The sequence below is a fragment of the Pseudomonas sp. A25(2017) genome, from assembly GCF_002001065.1.
Taxonomy (GTDB): Bacteria; Pseudomonadota; Gammaproteobacteria; order Pseudomonadales; family Pseudomonadaceae; genus Aquipseudomonas; species Aquipseudomonas kilonensis.
This window is the reverse complement of record NZ_MUOA01000079.1, coordinates 90,976-114,204: the sequence shown is the minus strand read 5'-3', so window position 1 is coordinate 114,204 and position 23,229 is coordinate 90,976. Positions and strand designations below refer to the sequence as shown.

Below are 23,229 nucleotides of genomic sequence, written 5' to 3'. Positions count from 1 at the left end.
GCGATATCAGCCATTTTTTGATGCATCGCTACAACTGGATTCGGCCTCACCAATTCAACGATGGGTTGGCGCCAGCGCGGGCCGAGGAAAATCTTAACGTCGTGTCCGGGATTAGTTGACCACTACACAGCGAAGACTTGGCCAACCCAGACAAGCTCGAAGTGCGCGCAGAACTTGTCGGCACGCCTGCGAGCCCGGCTCAACTAGAGCAACTGGCTAGCCGGGTGAGCCTGGAAAAAGGTGTAAGTTCCGTACGCTGGCAGTTACTCAACAGCAATCTGCAAGACGAATAATCGCCCTGCCGATCACGTATAACCTTGCGTTTTAGCACTCACCGGGGACGCCATGACCCCTTCCCCGGTATTTCTATCCCCTCTCGTAGAGACGAACCGAGGAGTTTGCCATGAAAAAGAAGCCGCCAAACCGCACCAGCCTTGAGAACGAAGTAATCGTTGCAGTGATTGTGTTGTATCTGCTGCTGGCAATAGTCATGACGGCGGTGCATTACATGCAGCCACCGGATCAGGAAACCACAACATCATCGACCTCGCCCTCTCATAGCGAACTCAACCCAGCGTCCAAGTAGGGGCATTTGCTCATATACGACCAGCCTACGAGTAATCAGACATGATCCGCAGCATTATCAATAATCACGCAACCCTTTCTATCGCTCAGGGGCTACCTCAGCCGGAGCATGATCGAGACGTTGTTTGGCTTGAGGTGAACACACCGACACTCGAAGAGCGGGCGTGCTTGCAGCAGCGCTTTGGCATTGAAACCGACCAGAAGAACGGCAGCGTCGTAGAGGACGGCCAGTTTCTATACATGCGTTCGAAGTTGCTTGCACTGGATGCCAACGGGGCTCCGCATTTTGGAGGTGTAACCTTCGTCTTGGGTGAGCAGGTAGTAGCGATTCTCTGCGACGACGCGGATTTCCACCCTTTTGATGTAGCCCTGCAACGCTTGCGCCGCAAACCTGCCAACGCCCAGAGCCCCAAGGCAATGCTGCGAGCACTGCTGCAGATGGCCAATGACGGCGCTGATGCTGTCATCGATCGTATTGCCGATGAGTTGGAAAAGAGTGCCGAAGAAATTTCCGAAATATCCGATGGCTATAATGCGAACGGCAAGGAGTTAGGGGTACCGGACTTGGTCGAAACGATGCGCGCGCTCAACGACAAGGAAGAACTGATTTCTCTCTGTATTGAGGCACAGTTATCCCTTGCACGCACAGTGCGATATCTAAGCAGCGAAGTGGACAACACCACCGAAGCTGATTTGCAGGGTCTGGTGAATGAGCTTGCAGCCGATGTCGCTGGGGTCAAGGAGCATGCCTACTTCGAACACGAAAAAGTCCGCTACTTGCAAAACGCCGTGACGAACATTCTCAACATAAAACAGAATCAGATCGTCAAGGTATTCACGATCATTACGGCCGTTTTCCTGCCACCCACGCTGGTCGGCACATTCTACGGTATGAACTTTGCGGTGATGCCAGAGCTTTCGTGGGAGCACGGTTTCATCTATTCGATGGGGCTGACACTTTCAGCTGCGGTTCTCCCACTTGTCTATATCAAGCGCAAGGGCTGGTTGCGATAACAGCGCGTTCATTGATGCGTTGACGAATCAACCTGCTCAACGCGCCAGTCATCTGTTTGGTGCTGATAAAAGCCCCGAAGGGCTCACGCCGTCCGGGGCTGCGGGTGACGCATCGCTCACAACTTGGCGATAGACACCTCGGTGGATTTGACGAAGGCAATCACTTCGCTGCCGATCGCCAGTTCCAACTCCTTGACCGAGCGGGTAGTGATGACCGACGTGACAATGCCCGACGCGGTCTGCACGTCGATTTCCGACAGCACGTCGCCTTCGACGATTTCCTTGATGGTGCCTTTGAACTGGTTGCGTACGTTGATGGCTTTGATAGTCATGGTGTCGATTCCTGTCTGGATGAAGTTATTGCGCCCAACGCAATTGCGTAGGCAAGGGTGAAACGGGTTCGGGTTCCGGCGGTTGGCCGGGCAAGGACAGCACACGGTTGAGGACTTCGGTTTCCAGGCTCGCCAGGCGATGAGAGCCGCGAACCCGTGGGCGTGGCAGGTCGATGGGCAGGTCGAGGCCGATCTGGCCGTCCTCGATCAGGATCACCCGATCGGCAATCGCTACCGCCTCGCTGACGTCGTGGGTCACCAGCAACACCGTGAAGCCGTGCTGCTGCCAGAGGTTTTCGATCAGTTGCTGCATCTCGATACGGGTCAGTGCGTCCAGCGCCCCCAAGGGTTCGTCGAGCAGCAACAGGCGTGGCTGATGAATCAGCGCGCGGGCCAGGGCCACTCGTTGTTTCTGCCCACCGGACAACGCCGCCGGCCACTCATGGGCGCGGTCGGCCAAGCCGACGGCTTCCAGTGCCTGCAACGCCTGCGGGCGCCAGTTGCCCTTGAGCCCGAGGCCGACGTTGTCGATGACTTTTTTCCAGGGCAGCAAACGCGCTTCCTGGAACATCAACCGCGTGTCCTGTTGCGCGGCACTCAGCGGCGCCGAGCCCGCCAACAGTTGGCCATCGGTGGGTTGATCGAGCCCGGCCAGCAACCGCAGCAAGGTACTTTTGCCACAGCCACTGCGACCGACCACAGCCACGAACTGCCCGGCCGGGATATGCAGGTCGATGTCGCGCAACACCTGGCGTGTGCCGAAGGTTTTTTGCAGCTTGCGCACCGCCAGCGGGATGCCACGCAGCAGGCGCGGAGGTTGTTGGGCGGTCATGCGGCACCTCCCTTGTTCACTTGGTAGGCCGGGTGCCAACGCAGCCAGACCCGCTCAAGCCCACGAGCGGCAAGGTCAGCCAATTTGCCCAGCACGGCATACAGAAGAATCGCCAGCACCACCACATCGGTCTGCAGGAACTCCCGGGCATTCATCGCCAGATAGCCGATGCCGGCGCTGGCCGAGATGGTTTCCGCCACGATCAGCGTCAGCCACATGAAACCCAGGGCAAAGCGCACACCCACCAGGATCGAAGGCAGGGCGCCAGGCAGGATCACCTGGCGAAACAGCCTGAAGCCGGACAAACCGTAGCTGCGGGACATTTCCACCAGCGCCGGGTCGACGTTGCGAATGCCGTGGTAGGTGTTGAGGTAGATCGGGAACAACGTACCCAGCGCCACCAGGAAAATCTTCGCCGACTCATCAATGCCAAACCACAGGATCACCAACGGAATCAGCGCCAGGTGCGGGATGTTCCGGACCATTTGCACGGAACTGTCCAACAGACGTTCACCCCATTTCGACAAACCGGTGATGAAGCCCAGGGTCAGGCCGATGCCACCGCCGATCAGAAAGCCCACCGCAGCCCGCCAACCGCTGATCGCCAGGTGCGTCCAGATCTCGCCGCTGCGCACCAGGTTGACCCCGGCCTCGATCACGGCCACGGGTGCTGGCAGGATCCGCGTGGACAACCAGCCGGCCGACACCGACAGTTGCCATACCGCCAGCAACAGCAGCGGCACCGCCCAGGGCGCGAGGGTGTGGATGATTTTCTTCATGGCCGCCTCAGCTCTGGGACGCGGCTTTGGGAAGAATATCGTTGGCGACCATTTCACCGAACGGGCTCACATAGCCCTGGCTTTTCGGTAATTCCGGGCGCTCGACGTCCAGGTGGGGGAACAACAGTTCCGCCACGCGGTAGGACTCTTCCAGGTGTGGATAACCGGAAAAGATAAAGGTGTCGATGCCAAGGTCAGCGTATTCCTTGACCCGCGCCGCCACGGTCGGGCCATCGCCCACCAGCGCCGTACCGGCACCGCCGCGAACCAGACCGACGCCGGCCCAGAGGTTGGGGCTGACTTCCAGCTTGTCGCGACGGCCACCGTGCAGCGCGGCCATGCGTTGCTGGCCCACCGAATCGAAGCGCGCCAGGGACGCCTGGGCACGGGCGATGGTGTCGTCGTCCAGGTGAGAGATCAGCCGGTCGGCCGCTTGCCAGGCCTCGGCATTGGTTTCCCGCACGATCACATGCAGGCGAATGCCGAAGCGTACCGTGCGCCCCAATTTCGCAGCCTTGGCCCGTACTTGTTCGATCTTTTGCGCGACGGCTGCGGGCGGCTCGCCCCAGGTCAGCACCATTTCCACCTGCTCGGCTGCCAAATCCTGGGCGGCTTCCGACGAGCCACCGAAATACAGCGGCGGACGCGGTTGCTGAATCGGTGGATAGAGCAGCTTGGCGCCCTTCACACTGATGTGCTCACCGTCGTAATCCACGGTTTCGCCTTCCAGCACCCGGCGCCAGATGCGGGTGAATTCCACCGATGCCTGGTAGCGTTGCTCGTGGTCGAGGAACAGGCCATCGCCGGCCAGCTCATCCGGGTCGCCGCCGGTCACCAGGTTGAACAGCGCCCGCCCGCCGGACAACCGGTCGAGGGTCGCAGCCTGACGCGCCGCCACCGTCGGGGAAATGATCCCGGGGCGCAGGGCAACGAGGAATTTCAGGCGCTGGGTCACCGGAATCAACGAAGCGGCCACCAGCCAGGAGTCCTCGCAGGAACGCCCGGTGGGGATCAGCACGCCGCCAAAACCCAGTCGATCCGCCGCTTGGGCGACCTGCTGCAGGTAACCGTGATCAACGGCGCGGGCGCCTTCGGCAGTGCCAAGGTAATGGCCGTCGCCGTGGGTAGGCAGGAACCAGAAAATATTGAGGCTCATGGAGTGGTCTCCTAAGGGATCGAATTACTGCGCGTTCGCAACGGCCGCCGGCGGCGTCCAGATCACGTCCTTGATGCTCAAGGGTTTGGGAATCAATTTGAGCTGGTAGAAGCTGTCGGCGATTTTCTGCTGCGCCGCCACCACCTCCGGCGTGAGGAACAACGCCCCGTAGCCTTGGCGTTTCACCGCCGTCAGGGTGATGTCCGCCGGCAGGCCAAGCAACGGCGACACTTGCTTGGTCACGTCTTCAGGGTTGGCCTTGGACCACTCCCCCACTGCCCGCACCTCCTCCACCAGCGTCGTGATGACCTGGGGATTTTTTTGCGCATAGGGTTTGGTGGCAAGGTAGAACTGGTGGTTGTCGACGATGCCTTTGCCGTCACGCAGGGTGCGTGCCTGCAACTGCTGTTCGGCGGCCGCCTGGTACGGATCCCAGATCACCCAGGCGTCCACGCTGCCACGTTCGAACGCGGCGCGGGCGTCGGCCGGCGGCAGGAAAATGGTCTGGATGTCGGAATATTTCAGGCCGGCATCCTCCAGCGCCCGCACCAGCAGGTAGTGGACATTGGAGCCTTTGTTCAGCACGACTTTCTTGCCCTTGAGGTCTTGCACCGATTGGATGGAAGAACCTTTGGGCACCAGGATCGCTTCGCTGGTGGGCGCCGGTGGTTCGTAGGCGACATAAAGCAGGTCGGCGCCGGCGGCCTGGGCAAACACCGGCGGGGTTTCACCGGTCACGCCAAAGTCGATGGAGCCGACGTTCAAGCCTTCAAGCAGCTGCGGGCCGCCGGGGAACTCGGTCCATTGCACGTCCACGCCTTGGGCGGCGAGGCGTTTTTCCAATGTTCCCTTGGCTTTGAGCAGCACCAGGGTGCCGTACTTCTGATAACCGATCCGCAAGGTCTCGGCTTGAGCTTGAGTAATGGCGCCGAGGGACACAGCCGCAGCAAACAGAGCGACCAGCCCGCGACGCAAAATGACAGTGCGCATGGCGCCTCTCCTTTTTGCTGTGGGGTTTTGGCTGCACCTGCTGGGCCGTTGGCGGCTGAGTAAGGTGAGTTGAATCAGGGTGTTCGGGGTTCAAATGCTCCAGCGAGCACTCAACAAACGTTCGTTCAATACACTGGGGTCCAGCGGCCTGGGCCGACGGGCCATGGCGCTGAAAAACTGTTCCAGCGCCTCGTCCAGACGCTGTTGCAATGCTGGTGTCAATTGCGCCTGGGCACTGCCTTCGCCATAAGCGATCTGGCTGTCCTCGGCAAAGATCCCATGGAGCATTTCCTGGGCCTTGAGCGCAGACAACACCGGCTTGAGGGCGTAATCCACCGCCAACATGTGGGCGATACTGCCGCCGGTTGCCATCGGCAACACCACTTTATGGGCCAGGGCGCGCTCAGGCAGCAGATCCAGCACAGTCTTCAGCGCACCGGAAAAAGACGCCTTGTACACCGGCGTGGCAATCAACAGGCCGTCGGCATTTTCGATCTGCTGGAGCAGGTCGACCACCTTCGGGCTGTCGAAGCGGGCATGGAGCAGATCTTCGGCCGGGAAGTCGCGCACCTGATAGCTCACCACTTCCACACCTTGCTGCTGCAACCAGCGTTGCGACCGCTCCAGCAGCACCCCGGAGCGGGAGCGTTGGCTGGGGCTGCCACCGAGTAAGACGACCAACATGCCTGCTATTCCTTAACTGTCACGTGCGATTCGCGGTGGGCGATCTCGCTGCATGGGTCAAACCATAACAGGGGATTCATATATCTTTAAATCATATTTATTCATTTGGTTATGCAATTTGGAGATATAAAACTCGTTCTCTTTAAGCAATAAAAAAAGGCCGTCGAAACGGCCAAAACCCTTGGTGCACAGTCATCTATGCAGGAGCGCGCTTGACTGATCGTTCCCACGCTCTGCGTGGGAACGCCTCAACGGACGCTCCGCGTTCGGCTTTGGGACGCAGAGCGTCCCTGGCTGCATTCCCACGCAGAGCGTGGGAACGATCATTGCGGGCTCAGGTTTTGCTTCAGCGGTTGGGCTGCGGGGTCAGGCGCAGGTAAGGCTTCACGGCGCGGTAGCCCTTGGGAAAACGCTGCTTGAGTTCCTCTTCATCCTTGAGCGACGGCACGATCACCACTTCATCACCGTCCTGCCAGTTGGCCGGGGTGGCGACTTTGTAGTTGTCGGTCAGTTGGAGCGAGTCGATCACCCGCAGGATTTCGTTGAAATTGCGCCCGGTGCTGGCCGGGTAGGTGATGGTCAGGCGGATTTTCTTGTTCGGGTCGATCACGAACAGTGAGCGCACGGTCAAGGTGTCGCTGGCGTTGGGGTGGATCAGGTCGTACAGGTCCGACACCTTGCGGTCGGCATCGGCCAGGATCGGAAAATTGACCACGGCGTTCTGGGTCTCGTTGATGTCCTCGATCCACTTGTGGTGCGAGTCCACCGGGTCGACCGAAAGGGCAATGGCCTTGACCCCGCGCTGGGCGAACTGGTCCTTGAGCTTGGCGGTCAGGCCCAACTCGGTGGTGCACACCGGAGTGAAGTCCGCCGGGTGGGAAAACAGCACGCCCCAGCTGTCGCCGAGCCATTCGTGAAAGCGAATCTTGCCGGCGCTGGAATCCTGTTCGAAGTCGGGGGCGATATCGCCGAGTCTGAGGCTCATGGTGCGGCTCCTGGATGAGGTTGTTGTGAGCCCAACTTTGCACCGGTTTGGATTGCTTTAAAAAGAATAAATATCCATTTATCTAGATCTATAGGGAATATAAAAAACTGTTCACTGGCGCCACAACGCATAGCGGCCCAAGATCATTTCCGAGGTTTCGAGAAGGCCTCGAGTTGCTGAAAAGAGGAGAAGGTTCGGGGAAGGCTACAGGGGTGGGCCAGACCCGAAACGCAAAAGCCCCGTCCGGCGTGTTGCCGGGCGGGGCTTTTTTTACTTCGCTACGTCTTACATGAAGTTGTAAGTGTAGTTGAAGATTACGCGAGTCTGATCTTGGTCATCGCCAACACCGCCGCTGCGGTAGCTACCGTGACGCACAGTAGTACCGAAGCCTTTCAACGCGCCCTGCTGGACTACGTAATCCACACGCATGTCGCGCTCCCACTCCGAGTACTCGCTTGCACCGGAGACTGTTTTGACGTCGTCACCGCGCAGGTAGGAAACCGCAGCTTTCAGGCCTGGAACGCCCAGAGAAGCGAAGTCGTAGGAGTACTGGCCGAAGGTGGTGTTTTCACCGGCACGGACAAACCCGTTGATCATGCTGTCGGTGAACAGGTAGAAGCTCGAGCCACCGGCACCTTCGGGGCGACCGTTGCCATCAACTACGCTGCCCTGGTTCAGGTAGACAAAGCCACCGTCATCGCCGACTTGCTGGTGACCCAACAGGAAGGCACTGCCGCCGAGGGTGTAAGTGAACATCGCGCTCCAGGTCTTGTTATCGACCTCGCCCGCGTTCTTGGCATAGCCATTGTTGTTGTTGAAACGATAGCCTGCGTCGCCGTTACGGCCGTCAGAGCTGCTGTCGAAGTAGCGCAGGTCGGTCTTGAAGGATTGACCTTCGCTGATCGGGAAAACGTGTACCGCGCCCAGGAAGTGCTGCTTGTAGTAATCCTGCAGGTTCGCGTAGTAGTACTGCAGGGTCAGGTCTTTAGTGACCTTCCAGTCAGCACCGCCAAAACGGAACTGGTTGCTTTCCTCGGTACCGCCCGCCACTGCCAGACCGGTGCTGTTGCTCGATGCACGACCTGTGGCGTGTTCCAACTGACCAGCGTTGAAAGTAACGTTGTCGATTTCCTTGGAGGTGATGGTGCCACCTTCAAAGGTCTGTGGCAGCAGACGGCCGTCGTTGGCAACCAGGATCGGCAGGTTAGGTGCCAGGGCGCCACCCACGTGGGCTTCGGTTTTGGAGAAAAGTGCCTTTACGTTACCGGACAAACGGCTCCACTCATGTACCGCCGAACCATCAGTATCGGCTGGCATGTAGGAGCCGTTGTTACGGCCCCTACCCCCATCAAGACGAATACCAACCAGTGCCTGAGCGTCGATACCGAAACCAACAACACCTTGCGTGAAGCCAGACTTGTAGTCGAACTTGAGGCCGGTGCCCGTTTCGCGCAGATCCTCGCTGCCCGTTTCACGGTTGTCGTTGTTGAAATACAACGTACGAGAACTGACAGACGCCTTGCTGTCTTCGATAAAACCGGCGGCGCCTGCCTGCTGCGCCAGAACCCCAACGGCCACAGCCAGGGCCAAGGTGGACTTGTTCATGCTTCGCTCCTCTCGTTTTCTAATTCTTGTGTGTCTTTGGCTCCGGATCGAACGCCCGGAATCCGCGGATGCGCGATTAGCGCCAGACCGTGACTAACAAGTCAATCGTAAGCATTTATCACTACGACTATGGTCTAACCCCTCTACATCGGCCCGCAGGATAATGGATTCTTTATAATCCCAAAAAGAATTGTTTCAGCAGTTTTCAGCTCATTTGGAAATATAGCCGCCATCCAAGCTTCGTCAACCGTGACCCGGCGTATCGGCCAGCCTGCTGATTACTGAATGGTTTTCTGTCGGGACCTCCCAAAAAGGTAATCCCCGGCGTAGAGGCATGCTCTTGATGCTCATTGGCTACGCGCCGGGAACTGCGAAGGTTGCGATCTTGATCGCTATGCGTCTGACGATTCATTGTCTGAAATCAAAAAGACGCAACCTGCGACAGTCCCACGCAGGTAGGAATGACCAGGGGGTTACAGGGCCTTTTCGAAGATCTTCGAATTACGCTGATAGTTGTAGAGCGACGCCCGCGCCGCCGGCAGGCGCTCGACACTGCTGGGTTCAAAGCCACGTTCGCGGAACCAGTGGGCAGTTCGGGTCGTCAGTACGAACAGCGTTTTGAGCCCTTGGGCGCGGGCCCGGGTTTCGATCCGTTCCAGCAGTTCATCGCCGCGGCCACCGTGGCGGTATTCCGGGTTCACCGCCAGGCAGGCCAGTTCCCCGGCGTCCGAATCGGCAATCTGGTACAACGCCGCACAAGCGATGATCATGCCTTCGCGCTCGACCACGCTGAACTGTTCGATTTCGCGCTCCAGCACTTCGCGGGAGCGACGCACCAGAATCCCCTGTTCTTCCAGCGGGCTGATCAGGTCCAGCAGGCCGCCGACGTCTTCGATGGCCGCTTCGCGCACCACCTCGAATTGCTCCTGGGCCACCAGCGTACCGCTGCCATCGCGGGTGAACAGTTCGGCCAGCAGCGCACCGTTCTCGGCATAGCTGACGATATGGCTGCGGGCGACGCCGCCCCGACAGGCCTGGGCCGCCGCGTCCAGCAATTCGGCCTGATAGTCGCTGCCCAGGCGTTGCATGTGGGCCGGGACCTGTTGCGGGCGCAACTCGCGCACCAACCGCCCGTCTTCACCAATAAGCCCCTGCTCGGCACCGAACAGCAGCAGTTTGTCGGCCGCCAGGTCGATGGCTGCGCGGGTGGCAACGTCTTCACAAGCCAGGTTGAATATCTCGCCGGTGGGCGAATAACCCAACGGCGACAGCAGCACGATGGAGCGCTCGTCCAGCAGGCGATTGATGCCCTTGCGATCGACCCGGCGCACTTCACCGGTGTGGTGATAATCCACGCCTTCGAGCACACCGATGGGACGCGCGGTGACCAGGTTGCCGCTGGCGACCCGCAGCCGCGAGCCCTGCATGGGCGAGGACGCCATGTCCATGGACAGGCGTGCCTCGATGGCGATGCGCAACTGGCCGACCGCGTCGATCACACACTCCAGCGTCGCCGCATCGGTGATGCGCATACCGTGGTGGTAATGGGGCGTGAGGCCCCGTGCAGCAAGGCGGGTCTCGATCTGCGGGCGCGAACCATGGACCAGCACCAGGCGCACGCCGAGGCTGTGCAGCAGCACCAGGTCATGGACGATGTTGCCGAAATTAGGGTGTTCCACCCCGTCGCCGGGCAGCATGACGATGAAGGTGCAATCGCGGTGGGCGTTGATGTAGGGCGAAGCGTGACGAAGCCAATTGACGTATTCGGGCATGAACCTGGACCTGTAATAAATAACAGCCAAAACAAAGACGAAACAGAACGCACAACGGGGCTGGTGGTTATCGTCGGAACAGGCTTGGCGACACGCGCGCTCTCCTCATGTGATGAATACGGCCCCGCAAGGGCGCAATTTAACCGGCCGTGGCCGGCGTCAGGCAGTAATGGCCGATCAACTGCCGCAACAACTGTACGGTAGGTTGCAAACGTGACATTTCAAGGTACTCGCCCGGCTGGTGGGCGCAGGCGATATCGCCAGGGCCGAGCACCAGGGTTTCGCAGCCAAGGCGCTGAAGATAAGGCGCTTCGGTGCCAAACGCCACTGCTTCGGCACGATGGCCGGTGAGTCGCTCGGCCACCCGTACCAGCTCGCAGTCTTCGGCCTGCTCGAAGGGTGGCACTTCGGGGAACAGCGGTGCGTAGTCGATCTTGACTTTATGGCGTTCGGCGATGGGGTCCAACTTCTGTTGGATCGCCGCCCGCAGCACCTGCGGATCCATGCCCGGCAAGGGTCGCAGGTCGAATTCCATGGAGCACTGGCCGCAGATGCGGTTGGGATTGTCGCCACCATGGATGCAACCGAAGTTCAGCGTCGGTTGTGGCACGGTGAACTGCGGATTACGGAACTCACGCTGCCATTGCAGGCGCAGGCCGCGCAATTCGCCCATGGCATCGTGCATGGCTTCCAGCGCGCTGTGGCCCAGGCTCGGATCGGAGGAATGGCCGCTGCGCCCGAGAATGTCGATGCGCTCCATCATCACGCCTTTGTGCAGGCGAATCGGCCGCAGGCCGGTCGGCTCACCGATCACCGCCGCGCGCCCCAGTGGTCGGCCGGCATCGGCCAGGGCCCGGGCGCCGGACATGGAGCTTTCTTCGTCACAGGTCGCGAGGATCAGCAGCGGTTGCTTGAACGGTTGGTCCAGCAGCGGCTTGACCGCTTCGATGACCAAGGCGAAAAAACCCTTCATGTCACAACTGCCCAGGCCCACCCAGCGGCCATCGACCTCGGTGAGCTTCAGCGGATCGGTCTGCCACAACGCGCCGTCGAACGGCACCGTGTCGCTGTGGCCAGCCAGTACCAGGCCGCCGGGGCCGCTGCCGAAGCTGGCCAGCAGGTTGAATTTGCCAGGGCTGACCTGCTGGATATCACAGCAGAACTCCAGCTCAGTGAGCCAGCCTGCCAGCAGCTCGATCACGGCACTGTTGGACTGGTCCAGCCCAGGCTGGGTACAACTGACCGAAGGTGCGGCGATCAGGGCAGCGAATTGATCTTTCATGGACGGCAAAGGCATCGCTGACTCCGGGCTTACAGATTGACGTTCATCATAGAACCATCTGGCCCCAGGAATAAACCTAGGGCGGGTGAGTCCTGTACACTGCACGGCCTTGGCAGCCACACCTTCCCCCGGCTGCACACCCGATCCCTGGATTTTCCGGCCATGCAGAAAGAAACCGAAATCAAACTCCGCGTCAGCCGCGAGACCCTGGCAGCCTTGCGCGAGCATCCGCTGCTGAAAAAACGCAACAAGAGTGGCTGGGAACGCCACGAACTGATGAACCAGTATTTCGACACGCCGGAGCGTGACCTGGCCCAGGCCAAGGTCGCCCTGCGCCTGCGTCGCGATGGCGAAGAAGTGATCCAGACCCTCAAGACCCGCGGCCAGAGCGTCGCCGGCCTGTCCGAGCGCAACGAATACGACTGGCACCTGCCCAAGGCCAAGCTCGACCTGAAGAAGCTCGACGGCGAATGCTGGCCCGAGGCCTTGGCCGAACTGGACAAGAAAACCCTCAAGGCCATCTTCACCACCGATTTCGTTCGTGAACGCGCTGAAATCGCCTGGGGCCGTGGCAAAAGCAAGGTGGTCATCGAAGCCGCCCTGGACCTGGGCCACGTGGTGGTGGGTAAGCAGAAGGAAGAAATCTGCGAACTGGAGCTGGAACTGCGCGAAGGCGAGCCCGCCGCCCTGCTGGAACTGGCCGCCGAGCTGGCCGCGACCCTGCCCTTGATGCCCTGCGACATCAGCAAGGCCGAGCGTGGCTATCGCCTGTATGACGCGGGCAGCTACGCCCTGAGCCTGCCGGCCCCGCAACTGACCGCCGAAACGCCACTGGATGACGCCTTCGCCGCGCTGAGCTGGCATCTGCTCGGCAGCAGCCAACGGCTGGCCGAGCAATACCGTTTCAACGGCCACTGGCGCCTGCTGCAGGACTGGGTGGAAAACCTCGCCGAACTGCGTGCCCTGCTCAGCAGCCTCGGCCAGGCCGCGCCGCGTCAATCGACCCACGACTTGCGCCAGGCCCTGGACGCGCTGCTGGAAGACTGGCGCCCACTGGTCCAAGCCGGCCTGGATGACGAAGACGTGCGCAAGGCGGCACCGGAACAGTTCCTTGAAGAGCTGCAAGACCCGCGCTGGGGCCTGTTTTCCCTCAACACTTCACGCTGGCTGCTGGCGCGCAGCTGGGCCGCCGAGCGCAACACCCGTGGCAATCGCCAGGGCGCGGCGCAACTGGGCAGCTGGCTGCCGCGCATGCTGGGCGAAGAATCCTCGTCCCTGCAACTGCAACGCTATCAGCAGCAGCCGGAAGACCTCGCCGAGCAACTGCCGCGCATCGAACGCATCCAGGCCTGGCTGCACCACGCCCGCCATGTGCTGGAGATCCCGGAAATGGATCGCCTCTACGGTGAACTGAACAAACTGGCGCAATTGGCCAACCAACCGATCACCGACGAAACGCTGGATGCGCGCAAGCAACAGGCGATTGCGGTTTACCAGAATCGGGCCTGGAAGACTTTGCTGCGCCTGTAACCGAGATATCTTCGGCGTCGGGTATATTGCTTTCGCGAGCAAGCCCGCTCCCACACTGGATCTTCAGCGAACACAACATGTGTGTACGGTAGAGGCCCATTGTGGGAGCGGGCTTGCTCGCGAAGGGGCCGGTGAATTCACCTCAGATTCAACTACCGCAGCACCGGCAAACTCGTCGTCGACTTGATCTCCGACAGCGCCACGATCGAGTTCACTTCCTGGATCCCCGGCACCATCGACAGCTTTTCGAAAAAGAATCGCTCATACGCCTCGATGTCCGCCGTGACGATGCGCAGCAGAAAATCCACCGCCCCCATCAGCACGTAACACTCCAGCACTTCGGGAAAGCCGCGGATCGCTTCGGTGAATTCGGTGAAGTTCGAACGGCCGTGGGCGTTGAGTTTGATTTCGGCGAAGATCTGCGTGTTGAGGCCGATTTTCTTGCGATCCAGCAGGGTCACCTGGCCGCGAATGATGCCCTCCTCTTTCATCCGCTGGATCCGCCGCCAGCACGGCGATTGAGACAAGCCGACCTGCTCGGCGATCTGCGCGCTGGACAGCGAGGCATCCTCCTGCAGCAGCGCCAGTATCCTGCGGTCGTAGCTATCCAGTTCGCTGTGCATGATCAAACCCGAAATGATTGTTTTAGAGAATCAAGCGATTCAAAACATCGCCAGAATCACTCATCTTAGATAAGAAATACCCCGCATCGCATGTAAATATTTCTCCCGCCACCAAGGAGACCGAACATGCCCTCACTCGAAGCCGTTGCCATCGCCCCGACCCGCGCCGACGTCTGGCACGCCGCCAATACCCATTGCCGGGTGCAGTACCAGATATTGGCCGAAGCCGAGCCGGATTTACTGTGTCGGGCGTTGAACCTGTTTGCCTTGCAGGGCCTGACGCCGCAGCGGGTTCATGCCGAACGCCAAGGCGATATGCTATCGCTGGACATCGTCATGGACGGGCTGAGCTGGCACCGTGCCCAGGTCATCGCTGAAAAATTACGTAACCTGATCAGCGTCTGCTCGGTGGACCTGCAAGACGCTGATATTGCGCACGTTGGGCCGGCCCACGCAGCGGGATGAGCGTCCACGGGCAAAATTTCGCAACGCATTGGTCGGGTAGTGGCCCAACGGTCTACAGCGTCGGGACTATTCTTTTGCAGACCGAGCGAGGACGCCGAGGCGTCTGTATCGCGGCTTTGCTGCAATTGTCCAATAGGAACCCGCATGTCCACCAAACACGCCACTCAGGACCGCTGGCTGGACCTCAACGATCTGCTGCGCCAACTGGTCACCCAGGGCCTCATCAGCCAGGACTCAGCCGAAACCGCGCTGAACGCCCGCCGACGCCACAGCGCCAATAGCCAGTTGCATCCGCTGGAGTTCATCGCCAACCAGCACCTGGACGACCTCAGCCGGCCCGGCAAGCGCCTGGACCTGGAGAACCTGACCCTGTGGTTGTCCCAGCAGGCCGACCAGCCCTACATGCGCATCGACCCGTTGAAAATCAACGTCGCGGCCGTGACGCCCTTGATGTCCTACGCCTTTGCCCAGCGCCACAAGATCCTTGCGGTGGCGGTCGATCGTGACGCCGTCACCGTCGCCAGCGCACAGCCCTACGTCAACAGCTGGGAAGCCGACCTGACCCACGTGCTCAAGCTGCCGATCAAGCGGGTGATCGCCAACCCGGTGGACATCCAGCGCTTGAGCGTGGAGTTCTATCGCCTGGCCAAATCGGTCAGCGGCGCCACCACGGTCGACCAGCAGCCGAGCAACCTGAGCAATTTCGAACAGTTGCTCAACCTGGGCGCCAGCGACCAGGAGCCGGACGCCAACGACGCCCACATCGTCAATATCGTCGATTGGCTGTTCCAGTACGCCTTCCAGCAGCGCGCCAGTGACATCCACATCGAACCGCGCCGCGAACAGGGCACCGTGCGATTTCGCATCGACGGCGTGCTGCACACCGTCTATCAGTTCCCGCCGCAGGTCACGATGGCAATCGTCAGCCGCCTCAAGAGCCTGGGGCGGATGAACGTCGCGGAAAAACGCAAACCCCAGGACGGCCGGGTCAAGACCAAGACCCCGGACGGCGGCGAAGTGGAATTGCGCCTGTCGACCTTGCCCACCGCGTTCGGCGAAAAAATGGTCATGCGGATCTTCGACCCGGAAGTGCTGCTCAAGGACTTCGACCAACTCGGCTTCTCCGCCGACGACCTGCGCCGCTGGCAGGACATGACCCGCCAGCCCAACGGCATCATCCTGGTGACCGGGCCTACCGGTTCCGGCAAGACCACCACGCTCTATACCACCCTCAAGAAGCTGGCGACGCCGGAAGTGAACCTCTGCACCATCGAGGACCCGATTGAAATGGTCGAGGCCTCTTTCAACCAGATGCAGGTCCAGCACAACATTGACCTGACCTTCGCTGCCGGGGTGCGGGCGCTGATGCGGCAAGACCCGGACATCATCATGATCGGTGAGATCCGCGACCTGGAGACCGCCGAGATGGCGATCCAGGCGGCGCTCACCGGGCACCTTGTGCTGTCGACACTGCACACCAACGACGCGCCGAGCGCCATCAGTCGCCTGCTGGAGCTGGGAGTGCCCCATTACCTGATCAAGGCCACCGTGCTCGGGGTCATGGCCCAGCGGCTGGTGCGCACCTTGTGCCCGCAATGCAAGGCCCCCCTGACCCTGGATGAAGATGACTGGCAAACCCTGACGCGGCCCTGGCAGGCGCCGCTGCCGAGCAATGCCCAACAGGCCGTCGGCTGCCTGGAATGCCGTGACACCGGTTACCGCGGCCGCGCCGGCGTCTACGAAATCATGCAACTGACCGACAGCGTCAAGGCCTTGATCCACCCCGACACCGACCTGCTGGCAGTGCGCCGCCAGGCGTTCAAGGAAGGCATGCGCAGCCTGCGGCTGTCGGGGGCGCAAAAGGTGGCGGCAGGCTTGACCACGGTCGAGGAAGTGCTGCGGGTGACGCCACAGAGCGAGCAGAAGTAGCTGTGGCAGCACCTGTGGCGAAAGGCTGTGGGAGCAAGGCTTGCCCGCGATGAAAATGACGCGGTCTCCCGGGGAAGCAAGGCGCCTGCCTCGCGAGCAAGCTTTGCTCCCACAGAGTGATGATACTGGCCGCGTGCCCTACACTCAGGGCTCGCAGGTCCATCTCAATTCGCACAGGGAACCGTCATGCAGATCGGTAGTGTACTTTTACTTTTCATCGGCCTCGTGGTCGCCATCCTGTTCATGGGTTTCAAGGTCGTGCCCCAGGGCTACCAATGGACCGTCGAGCGGTTCGGCCGCTACACCAACACGCTCAAGCCCGGCCTGAACATCATCATCCCGGTGATGGATCGCATCGGGCGCAAGATCAATGTCATGGAAAGCGTGCTGGACATCCCGCCCCAGGAAGTCATCACTGCCGACAACGCCACGGTACAGATCGACGCCGTGTGTTTCTTCCAGGTGGTCAATACGGCCCAGGCGGCCTACGAGGTCAACAACCTCGAACACGCCATCCGCAACCTGCTGCAAACCAATATCCGTACCGTGCTGGGGTCCATGGAGCTGGACGCGATGCTGAGCCAGCGCGACGGTATCAACGAAAAACTGCTGCGCACCGTCGATGAAGCCACAGCGCCGTGGGGGATCAAGATCACCCGGATCGAGATCAAGGACATCAGCCCGCCGGCCGACCTCATGGCCGCCATGTCGGGGCAGATGAAAGCCGAACGTATCAAGCGTGCCCAGATCCTCGAAGCCGAGGGCCTGCGCGCATCGGCGATTCTCACCGCCGAAGGCAAGAAGCAGGCGCAAATCCTCGAGGCCGAGGGCAGCCGCCAGGCCGCGTTCCTGGAGTCCGAGGCCCGCGAGCGCCAGGCACAAGCCGAAGCGCTGGCCACCCAGGTGGTGTCCCAGGCGATTGCCGACGGCAACGTCCAGGCGGTGAACTACTTCGTCGCGCAGAAGTACATCGATGCGCTGGGCAAACTGGCTTCCGCCAACAACAGCAAGGTGATCCTGATGCCGCTGGAAGCCAGCCAGGTCATCGGTGCGGTCGGCGGCATCGGCGAGATCGTCAGGGCCACCTTCGACAGCAAGAAAGCCTGAGGCGCGCATATGTGGGTGTTCCTGCAAAACATGTCGTACTGGGACTGGCTGGCGCTGGGCGTCATCCTGCTGATCCTTGAAGTGTTCGGCGCCGGCGGCTACTTGCTGTGGATCGGCATGGCCGCCGCGGCGGTCGGCGTGCTCACGTTCATCCTGCCGCAGATGCCGTGGGAGCTGCAGTTCCTGTTGTTCGGCCTGTTCGCCATCGCAACAGCGCTGTACTGGTGGCGACGCCAGCGCAGCGCGGTGCGCGAAAGCGATCAGCCGCACCTGAACCTGCGCGGGCAAGAGCTGATCGGCAAGGTCTTCCAGGTTCATGAAGCGATTGTCGATGGCCGTGGCAAGATCAAGGTGGCCGACAGTGTCTGGCTGGCCAAGGGGCCCGAGTCGTCCGTGGGCACGCGGGTCAGGGTGGTGGCGCAAGATGGCGCGGTGCTGCAGGTGGAACGGGCTGACTGACAAGGCATGGAACTGAATAGAGGCGCAGGTAATCCAACGTCATAGTTAACCCAGTGGAGTCACCTATCATGCGTCTCAAACTTGCTGTCGCTACCCTAGCCTTGCTGTCTCTTCCTGTTGGCTCGGCAATGGCCGACACGTTTTGGCGTAACGTCATCTCATCCGGTGCGACCACCGGTTCCACCTACCTGACCTTCAAGGATAACAAGCTGATCGTCGCGGCTCAGGACGACGCCGGCAGCTTCGTCGCCAGTGATGGCGGTATCCGTGGCCCCTACCTGGAAGCGGCGATGCAGAAAGTGCGTGCCGACAACCCAGGCCTGCAAGCCACCGACATGGAACTGGCCAACGCGATCCTGGCGAAAAACGCCGTCGCCCAGGACTGATTTCCGGCCAATAAAAAATGCCGCTCGATGGGAGCGGCATTTTTTTGCCCGAAAATATTATCAGGCTGTACGCAGTACCCTGTGTGGGAGCGGGCTTGCTCGCGAAAGCGGTGTATCAGTCAACAACACTGAAACTGACACACCGCTTTCGCGAGCAAGCCCGCTCCCACATTGGATCCGGGTTATTCGCCGATAGCGGCCTGGTAACCTGCCGCATCGAGCAGCTTGTCCAGCTCATCCTTGTCGCTTGGCTTGAGCTTGAAGATCCAGGCGCCGTACGGATCAGAGTTGAGCAGCTCAGGCGAGCCGCTCAGCTCTTCGTTGACCGCGATCACTTCACCTGCAATTGGGGAATAGATATCGGAAGCAGCTTTGACCGACTCGACCACACCGGCCTGGTCACCTGCGCCAAAGACCTTACCGACTTCAGTCAGCTCGACAAATACCACATCGCCCAAGGCTTCCTGCGCATGATCGCTGATGCCTACGGTGACGGTACCGTCAGCTTCCAGGCGTGCCCACTCATGGCTTTCGGCAAAACGCAGTTCGGCAGAGATATCACTCATATTCTGTGTCCTCAAGAGAAAGTGTCAGCGGCCAGCGGCCCGCCGCAAAAGGTTAGATCAGGGTTTTGCCATGGCGGACGAAGGTCGGTTTGACCACCCGTACCGGGTACCACTTACCGCGAATTTCCACCTCGGCCCGGTCAGCCGTAGCCATCGGAACACGTGCCAGGGCGATCGACTTGCTAAGCGTAGGAGAAAAACTACCACTGGTGATCTCCCCTTCGCCAACATTGGCGATGCGAACCACCTGATGGGCGCGCAAGACACCCCGCTCTTCCAGCACCAGCCCGACCAGTTTGTGCTGCACACCGCTGGCAAGCTCGGCTTCCAGCGCACCGCGCCCGATGAACTGACGGCTCGCCGGTTCCCAGGCGATGCTCCAGGCCATGTTCGAGGCCAGCGGCGAAACGTCCTGGTTGATGTCCTGACCGTAGAGGTTCATGCCGGCCTCCAGGCGCAAGGTATCACGGGCGCCGAGGCCAATTGGCGAAATGCCAGCACCTACCAGGTCATTGAAGAAACTCGGGGCCTCCTGGGCGGGCAGGACGATTTCCAGGCCATCTTCGCCGGTGTAGCCGGTCCGGGCGATGAACCATTCGCCGTCGACGCGACCTTCGAAAGGCTTGAGTTGCTGGATGATTTGCCCACGCGGCTGGGTCACCAGTTCGGCAATCTTCTGCCGGGCCTGGGGGCCCTGGATCGCCAGCATCGCCAGCTCGGGGCGCTCATGCAGTTGCACGTCGTAATCACCGATCTGTGCCTGCATCCAGGCCAGATCCTGATCGCGAGTCGAGGCGTTGAAGACCAGCCGATAGCTGTCCTCGACCCGGTAGATGATCATGTCGTCGACGATGCCGCCGCGCTCATTGAGCATCGCGCTGTACAAGGCACTGCCTGTGTCTTGCAAACGATCGACGTCATTGGCCAGCAAGCGCTGCAGCCAGACCTTGGCCTGGACGCCCGCGACATCGATCACGGTCATGTGGGAGACATCGAACACTCCACAGTCGCGACGCACCTGATGGTGTTCTTCGACTTGCGAGCCGTAGTGCAAAGGCATATCCCAACCGCCAAAATCGACCATCTTCGCGCCAAGGGCGAGATGAAGGTCATACAGAGGCGTACGCTGTCCCATGGGTTTCTCCTTCCGGGCTTGGCGAAGGTGCGGACGGACACTGAGTAGCGCGAACGTCTGAAAAAAAGGAGTTTTCTGACGTTCTCAGTTGCCCGGTCCGACAGACGGACCGCACCGAATGCCGCGCATTGTAGCCGCATGAGGTGGGACTGACACCTAGCTGTTTCGATGGGCCGAACGTCGTATCAATCCGATGACCGGTAACAACCCCACCAGTACCAACGTCAGCGCCGGCAGCGCGGCGCGGGCCCACTCCCCTTCGCTGGTCATCTCGAAGATCCGCACCGCCAGCGTGTCCCAGCCGAACGGGCGCATCAGCAGGGTGGCGGGCATTTCCTTGAGCACATCAACGAACACCAGCAACGCCGCGCTCAAGGTGCCGGGCAACAGCAACGGCAGATACACTTTGAAAAACAGTCGTGGCCCACTGACCCCAAGGCTGCGTGCAGCTTCGGGCAAAGACGGACGAATTCGCGCCAGGCTGCTCTCCAGCGGACCGTAGGCCACGGCCAGGAAGCGCACCAGGTACGCCAGCAGCAGCGCCGACAGGCTACCCAGCAACAACGGCTTGCCTGCCCCGCCGAGCCAGCTCGACAGCGGGATGACCAGCTCACGGTCCAGGTAGCTGAACGCAAGCATGATCGACACCGCCAGCACCGAACCGGGCAAGGCATAGCCCAGGTTCGCCAGGCCGACACCGGCACGAATCGGCCGGGTCGGCGCCAGCCGCCGGGCGAACGCCAGCAGCAAGGCCACACAAACGGTGACCAGCGCCGCCAGGCCGCCGAGGTAGAGGGTGTGGACGATCAGCCCGGCATAACGCTCATCCAGGTCGAAACGACCGCGTTGCCAGAACCACACCACCAACTGCAGCACCGGAATGACAAAGGCACAGGCGAATACCAGGAAACACCAACTGCTGGCTGCCACGGCCTTGAGACCGCGCAACGTGTACAACGCCTTGACCCGGGGCCGCTCGTTGCTGGCTCGATGAGCGCCGCGAGCCCGGCGTTCGCCGTAGAGCACCAGCATCACCGCCAGCAACAGCAGGCTGGCCAACTGGGCTGCGCTGGAGAGGCTGAAGAAGCCGTACCAGGTCTTGTAGATGGCGGTGGTGAAGGTGTCGAAGTTGAACACTGACACCGCGCCGAAATCCGCCAGGGTTTCCATCAGCGCCAGCGCCACGCCCGCACCGATGGCCGGTCGGGCCATCGGCAGCGCCACGCGCCAAAACGCCTGCCACGGCGATTGCCCGAGCACCCGGGCGGCTTCCATCAAGCCCTTGCCCTGGGCCTGGAAGGCACTGCGCGCCAGCAAATAGACGTAAGGGTAAAAGACCAGCACCAGCACCAGGATCACCCCGCCGGTGGAGCGAACCCGGGGCAGGCGCAGGCCGCTGCCGAACCATTCACGCATCAGCGTCTGCACGGGGCCGGCAAAATCCAGCAGGCCCACGAAGACAAACGCCAACACATAGGCCGGAATCGCGAACGGCAGCATCAGAGCCCAATCGAGCCAACGGCGTCCCGGAAACTCACACAGGCTGGTGAGCCAGGCGAGACTGACACCCAGCAACGTCACACCGACACCCACGCCAAGGATCAACGTGAGGGTGTTGCCCAACAAGCGTGGCATTTGCGTATCCCACAAGTGGGACCAGATCTGTTGGTCGATGCTCTGCCAGGACAGTAACAAGACGCTAAGGGGCAGCAGGACCAGCGCGGCGATGGCGAAGACCAGGGGATACCAGCGGCGTTGGGCGGGGTGGGCCAAGGAATACTCTCGTTAAACAAACGGTCATGTGGCGAGGGAGCTTGCTCCCGCTGGGCTCTGTAGGAGCTGGCGAAGCCTGCGATCTTTTGATCTTTTGATCTTTCGCTTGAGATTCAAGTGTCTGGGGAAAGATCGCAGCCTCGTTACACTCGACAGCTCCTACACAGCTCCTACACAGCTCCTACAGGCCCGGCGGGAGCGAGCTCCCTCACCACAGGTCTCAGTTCCAGCCAGCGCGATCCATCAGGCGAATGGCTTCGGCCTGGCGCTTACCCGCGACTTCCACCGGCAGGGTATCAGCCTTGAACTTGCCCCAGGCTGCCACTTCCTTGGACGGCTCGACTTTCGGGTTGGCCGGGAATTCCTGGTTCACGTCGGCGAAGATGTTTTGCGCTTCCGCCGTGGTCATCCACTCCACCAGTTTCTTCGCGGCTTCCGGATGCGGTGCATGCTTGGTCAGGCCAATGCCCGAGAGGTTGATGTGCACGCCGCGGTCGGCCTGGTTCGGCCAGAACAGCTTCACCTTCAGGTCCGGCTTCTGCTGGTGCAGGCGGCCATAGTAGTAGGTGTTGACGATGCCGACATCGCACTGGCCAGCGTTGATTGCTTCAAGCAGCGCGGTGTCGTCGGAGAACACGTCGGTGGACAGGTTCTTGACCCAGCCCTTGAGGATTTCCTCGGTTTTTTCCGCCCCGTGGGTTTCGATCAGCGTGGCGGTCAGGGACTGGTTGTAGACCTTCTTCGAGGTCCGCAGGCACAGGCGGCCTTCCCACTCTTTGCCAGCCAGCGCTTCATAGGTGGTCAATTCGCTGGGTTTAACCCGCTCGGTGGAGTAGACAATGGTCCGCGCCCGCAGGCTCAAGCCGGTCCAGGCGTGGGAAGAGGCGCGATATTGGGACGGGATGTTGGCGTCGATCACCGGCGACGTGAACGGCTGGAGAATGCCCATCTGCTCGGCTTGCCAAAGGTTGCCGGCATCGACGGTAAGCAGCAGGTCGGCAGTGGCGTTCTCGCCTTCGGCCTTGATCCGCTGCATCAGCGGCGCTTCCTTGTCAGTGATGAACTTCACCGACACGCCGGTTTTCTTGGTGTAGGCATCGAAGACCGGCTTGATCAGTTCATCGATACGCGAGGAGTAGACCACCACCTCATCGGCGGCCTGGGCGGCAGTGGTGCCGATCAGGGTCAAGGCGAGGGCGGACAGCAGGCGCTTGGTTGCCAACATGGTAGCGGTCTCTGG

Annotated in this window: 23 protein-coding genes and 1 pseudogene; 9 read left to right on the top strand and 15 right to left on the bottom strand. The window is 60.8% G+C overall.

Going from position 1 to position 23,229, the window contains the following annotated elements:
* Window positions 1–122: 122 nt before the first annotated feature.
* From B0E42_RS31555 to B0E42_RS21225, 3 genes and pseudogenes are all read left to right on the top strand, one after another.
* Window positions 123–293: pseudogene (locus B0E42_RS31555) on the top strand (hypothetical protein); the annotation flags it as partial.
* 110 nt (window positions 294–403) lie between these two features.
* Window positions 404–586, top strand: coding sequence for a hypothetical protein (locus B0E42_RS21230; RefSeq protein WP_053182876.1), 183 nt, complete (start codon window positions 404–406; stop codon window positions 584–586).
* A gap of 41 nt (window positions 587–627) precedes the next feature.
* Window positions 628–1,599 (top strand): CorA family divalent cation transporter, encoded by a 972-nt coding sequence (locus B0E42_RS21225; RefSeq protein ID WP_053182879.1) that lies wholly within the window; start codon window positions 628–630, stop codon window positions 1,597–1,599.
* Window positions 1,600–1,715: 116 nt separating this feature from the next.
* On the opposite strand, the gene B0E42_RS21220 is transcribed toward B0E42_RS21225, so the two are convergent.
* The 10 genes from B0E42_RS21220 to argE form a co-directional block, all read right to left on the bottom strand.
* Complete coding sequence (locus B0E42_RS21220) at window positions 1,716–1,931, bottom strand: molybdopterin-binding protein (RefSeq protein ID WP_003177394.1); 216 nt, start codon at window positions 1,929–1,931, stop codon at window positions 1,716–1,718.
* A gap of 25 nt (window positions 1,932–1,956) precedes the next feature.
* Window positions 1,957–2,763: an aliphatic sulfonates ABC transporter ATP-binding protein gene (gene ssuB / locus B0E42_RS21215; protein WP_003206644.1), complete on the bottom strand. Its 807-nt coding sequence runs from the start codon at window positions 2,761–2,763 to the stop codon at window positions 1,957–1,959.
* On the bottom strand, window positions 2,760–3,542 hold the full coding sequence (ssuC, locus tag B0E42_RS21210; protein ID WP_014340750.1) for an aliphatic sulfonate ABC transporter permease SsuC: 783 nt from the start codon (window positions 3,540–3,542) through the stop codon (window positions 2,760–2,762). The genes ssuB and ssuC overlap by 4 nt, the downstream gene beginning before the upstream one ends.
* Window positions 3,543–3,549: 7 nt before the next feature.
* Window positions 3,550–4,698 (bottom strand): FMNH2-dependent alkanesulfonate monooxygenase, encoded by a 1,149-nt coding sequence (ssuD, locus tag B0E42_RS21205; RefSeq protein WP_018610594.1) that lies wholly within the window; start codon window positions 4,696–4,698, stop codon window positions 3,550–3,552.
* Between the two features lie 24 nt (window positions 4,699–4,722).
* Window positions 4,723–5,688: a sulfonate ABC transporter substrate-binding protein gene (locus B0E42_RS21200; RefSeq protein WP_077507244.1), complete on the bottom strand. Its 966-nt coding sequence runs from the start codon at window positions 5,686–5,688 to the stop codon at window positions 4,723–4,725.
* 90 nt (window positions 5,689–5,778) lie between these two features.
* Window positions 5,779–6,372 carry an NADPH-dependent FMN reductase gene (gene ssuE, locus B0E42_RS21195; protein WP_077507242.1) on the bottom strand — a complete coding sequence of 198 codons (594 nt, stop codon included), beginning with the start codon at window positions 6,370–6,372 and terminating at the stop codon, window positions 5,779–5,781.
* A gap of 346 nt (window positions 6,373–6,718) precedes the next feature.
* On the bottom strand, window positions 6,719–7,357 hold the full coding sequence (locus tag B0E42_RS21185) for a peroxiredoxin (protein ID WP_018610599.1): 639 nt from the start codon (window positions 7,355–7,357) through the stop codon (window positions 6,719–6,721).
* 285 nt (window positions 7,358–7,642) lie between these two features.
* A complete protein-coding gene (locus B0E42_RS21180; protein ID WP_053182886.1) occupies window positions 7,643–8,962 on the bottom strand; it encodes an OprD family porin in 1,320 nt (439 codons plus the stop codon).
* A 473-nt stretch (window positions 8,963–9,435) separates the two neighbouring features.
* Window positions 9,436–10,734, bottom strand: coding sequence for an amino-acid N-acetyltransferase (gene argA, locus B0E42_RS21175; protein ID WP_018610603.1), 1,299 nt, complete (start codon window positions 10,732–10,734; stop codon window positions 9,436–9,438).
* 139 nt (window positions 10,735–10,873) lie between these two features.
* Window positions 10,874–12,031 (bottom strand): acetylornithine deacetylase, encoded by a 1,158-nt coding sequence (gene argE / locus B0E42_RS21170; protein ID WP_077507241.1) that lies wholly within the window; start codon window positions 12,029–12,031, stop codon window positions 10,874–10,876.
* 147 nt (window positions 12,032–12,178) lie between these two features.
* Here argE and B0E42_RS21165 point away from each other — a divergent pair, with 147 nt between their 5' ends.
* Window positions 12,179–13,546 carry a CYTH domain-containing protein gene (locus B0E42_RS21165; protein WP_077507239.1) on the top strand — a complete coding sequence of 456 codons (1,368 nt, stop codon included), beginning with the start codon at window positions 12,179–12,181 and terminating at the stop codon, window positions 13,544–13,546.
* A 152-nt stretch (window positions 13,547–13,698) separates the two neighbouring features.
* On the opposite strand, the gene B0E42_RS21160 is transcribed toward B0E42_RS21165, so the two are convergent.
* A complete protein-coding gene (locus tag B0E42_RS21160; protein ID WP_018610608.1) occupies window positions 13,699–14,169 on the bottom strand; it encodes an Lrp/AsnC family transcriptional regulator in 471 nt (156 codons plus the stop codon).
* A 126-nt stretch (window positions 14,170–14,295) separates the two neighbouring features.
* Between B0E42_RS21160 and B0E42_RS21155 the strand changes: the two genes are divergently transcribed.
* The 5 genes from B0E42_RS21155 (at window position 14,296) to B0E42_RS21135 (ending at window position 18,515) form a co-directional block, all read left to right on the top strand.
* The gene (locus tag B0E42_RS21155) at window positions 14,296–14,634 is read left to right on the top strand and encodes a hypothetical protein (RefSeq protein ID WP_053182895.1); all 339 of its coding nucleotides are present in this window, start codon (window positions 14,296–14,298) and stop codon (window positions 14,632–14,634) included.
* Between the two features lie 144 nt (window positions 14,635–14,778).
* Entirely contained in the window at window positions 14,779–16,563 is a 1,785-nt protein-coding gene (locus tag B0E42_RS21150; protein WP_014340767.1) for a GspE/PulE family protein, read from the top strand.
* Window positions 16,564–16,749: 186 nt separating this feature from the next.
* Window positions 16,750–17,670: an SPFH domain-containing protein gene (locus tag B0E42_RS21145; RefSeq protein WP_014340768.1), complete on the top strand. Its 921-nt coding sequence runs from the start codon at window positions 16,750–16,752 to the stop codon at window positions 17,668–17,670.
* 9 nt (window positions 17,671–17,679) lie between these two features.
* Complete coding sequence (locus B0E42_RS21140) at window positions 17,680–18,129, top strand: NfeD family protein (protein ID WP_077507237.1); 450 nt, start codon at window positions 17,680–17,682, stop codon at window positions 18,127–18,129.
* Window positions 18,130–18,194: 65 nt separating this feature from the next.
* Window positions 18,195–18,515 (top strand): DUF2388 domain-containing protein, encoded by a 321-nt coding sequence (locus tag B0E42_RS21135; RefSeq protein WP_172436019.1) that lies wholly within the window; start codon window positions 18,195–18,197, stop codon window positions 18,513–18,515.
* A 182-nt stretch (window positions 18,516–18,697) separates the two neighbouring features.
* Here the strand turns inward: B0E42_RS21135 and gcvH are convergent, their stop codons facing one another.
* The 4 genes from gcvH to B0E42_RS21115 form a co-directional block, all read right to left on the bottom strand.
* Window positions 18,698–19,081, bottom strand: a complete 384-nt coding sequence (gene gcvH / locus B0E42_RS21130) for a glycine cleavage system protein GcvH (protein ID WP_018610618.1) — start codon at window positions 19,079–19,081, stop codon at window positions 18,698–18,700.
* A gap of 52 nt (window positions 19,082–19,133) precedes the next feature.
* The gene (gcvT, locus tag B0E42_RS21125; RefSeq protein WP_077507235.1) at window positions 19,134–20,216 is read right to left on the bottom strand and encodes a glycine cleavage system aminomethyltransferase GcvT; all 1,083 of its coding nucleotides are present in this window, start codon (window positions 20,214–20,216) and stop codon (window positions 19,134–19,136) included.
* A 156-nt stretch (window positions 20,217–20,372) separates the two neighbouring features.
* A complete protein-coding gene (locus B0E42_RS21120) occupies window positions 20,373–21,989 on the bottom strand; it encodes an iron ABC transporter permease (protein WP_018610623.1) in 1,617 nt (538 codons plus the stop codon).
* Window positions 21,990–22,209: 220 nt separating this feature from the next.
* Window positions 22,210–23,214 (bottom strand): extracellular solute-binding protein, encoded by a 1,005-nt coding sequence (locus B0E42_RS21115; protein WP_053182902.1) that lies wholly within the window; start codon window positions 23,212–23,214, stop codon window positions 22,210–22,212.
* Window positions 23,215–23,229: the final 15 nt, after the last annotated feature.

What these genes read in the sequence shown, in the direction of transcription:
- B0E42_RS21230 (WP_053182876.1), top strand. Translation starts at nt 404, where the DNA reads ATGAAAAAGAAGCCGCCAAACCGCACCAGCCTTGAGAACGAAGTAATC.
- B0E42_RS21225 (WP_053182879.1), top strand. Translation starts at nt 628, where the DNA reads ATGATCCGCAGCATTATCAATAATCACGCAACCCTTTCTATCGCTCAG.
- B0E42_RS21220 (WP_003177394.1), bottom strand. Translation starts at nt 1,931, where the DNA reads ATGACTATCAAAGCCATCAACGTACGCAACCAGTTCAAAGGCACCATC.
- ssuB (WP_003206644.1), bottom strand. Translation starts at nt 2,763, where the DNA reads ATGACCGCCCAACAACCTCCGCGCCTGCTGCGTGGCATCCCGCTGGCG.
- ssuC (WP_014340750.1), bottom strand. Translation starts at nt 3,542, where the DNA reads ATGAAGAAAATCATCCACACCCTCGCGCCCTGGGCGGTGCCGCTGCTG.
- ssuD (WP_018610594.1), bottom strand. Translation starts at nt 4,698, where the DNA reads ATGAGCCTCAATATTTTCTGGTTCCTGCCTACCCACGGCGACGGCCAT.
- B0E42_RS21200 (WP_077507244.1), bottom strand. Translation starts at nt 5,688, where the DNA reads ATGCGCACTGTCATTTTGCGTCGCGGGCTGGTCGCTCTGTTTGCTGCG.
- ssuE (WP_077507242.1), bottom strand. Translation starts at nt 6,372, where the DNA reads ATGTTGGTCGTCTTACTCGGTGGCAGCCCCAGCCAACGCTCCCGCTCC.
- B0E42_RS21185 (WP_018610599.1), bottom strand. Translation starts at nt 7,357, where the DNA reads ATGAGCCTCAGACTCGGCGATATCGCCCCCGACTTCGAACAGGATTCC.
- B0E42_RS21180 (WP_053182886.1), bottom strand. Translation starts at nt 8,962, where the DNA reads ATGAACAAGTCCACCTTGGCCCTGGCTGTGGCCGTTGGGGTTCTGGCG.
- argA (WP_018610603.1), bottom strand. Translation starts at nt 10,734, where the DNA reads ATGCCCGAATACGTCAATTGGCTTCGTCACGCTTCGCCCTACATCAAC.
- argE (WP_077507241.1), bottom strand. Translation starts at nt 12,031, where the DNA reads ATGCCTTTGCCGTCCATGAAAGATCAATTCGCTGCCCTGATCGCCGCA.
- B0E42_RS21165 (WP_077507239.1), top strand. Translation starts at nt 12,179, where the DNA reads ATGCAGAAAGAAACCGAAATCAAACTCCGCGTCAGCCGCGAGACCCTG.
- B0E42_RS21160 (WP_018610608.1), bottom strand. Translation starts at nt 14,169, where the DNA reads ATGCACAGCGAACTGGATAGCTACGACCGCAGGATACTGGCGCTGCTG.
- B0E42_RS21155 (WP_053182895.1), top strand. Translation starts at nt 14,296, where the DNA reads ATGCCCTCACTCGAAGCCGTTGCCATCGCCCCGACCCGCGCCGACGTC.
- B0E42_RS21150 (WP_014340767.1), top strand. Translation starts at nt 14,779, where the DNA reads ATGTCCACCAAACACGCCACTCAGGACCGCTGGCTGGACCTCAACGAT.
- B0E42_RS21145 (WP_014340768.1), top strand. Translation starts at nt 16,750, where the DNA reads ATGCAGATCGGTAGTGTACTTTTACTTTTCATCGGCCTCGTGGTCGCC.
- B0E42_RS21140 (WP_077507237.1), top strand. Translation starts at nt 17,680, where the DNA reads ATGTGGGTGTTCCTGCAAAACATGTCGTACTGGGACTGGCTGGCGCTG.
- gcvH (WP_018610618.1), bottom strand. Translation starts at nt 19,081, where the DNA reads ATGAGTGATATCTCTGCCGAACTGCGTTTTGCCGAAAGCCATGAGTGG.
- gcvT (WP_077507235.1), bottom strand. Translation starts at nt 20,216, where the DNA reads ATGGGACAGCGTACGCCTCTGTATGACCTTCATCTCGCCCTTGGCGCG.
- B0E42_RS21115 (WP_053182902.1), bottom strand. Translation starts at nt 23,214, where the DNA reads ATGTTGGCAACCAAGCGCCTGCTGTCCGCCCTCGCCTTGACCCTGATC.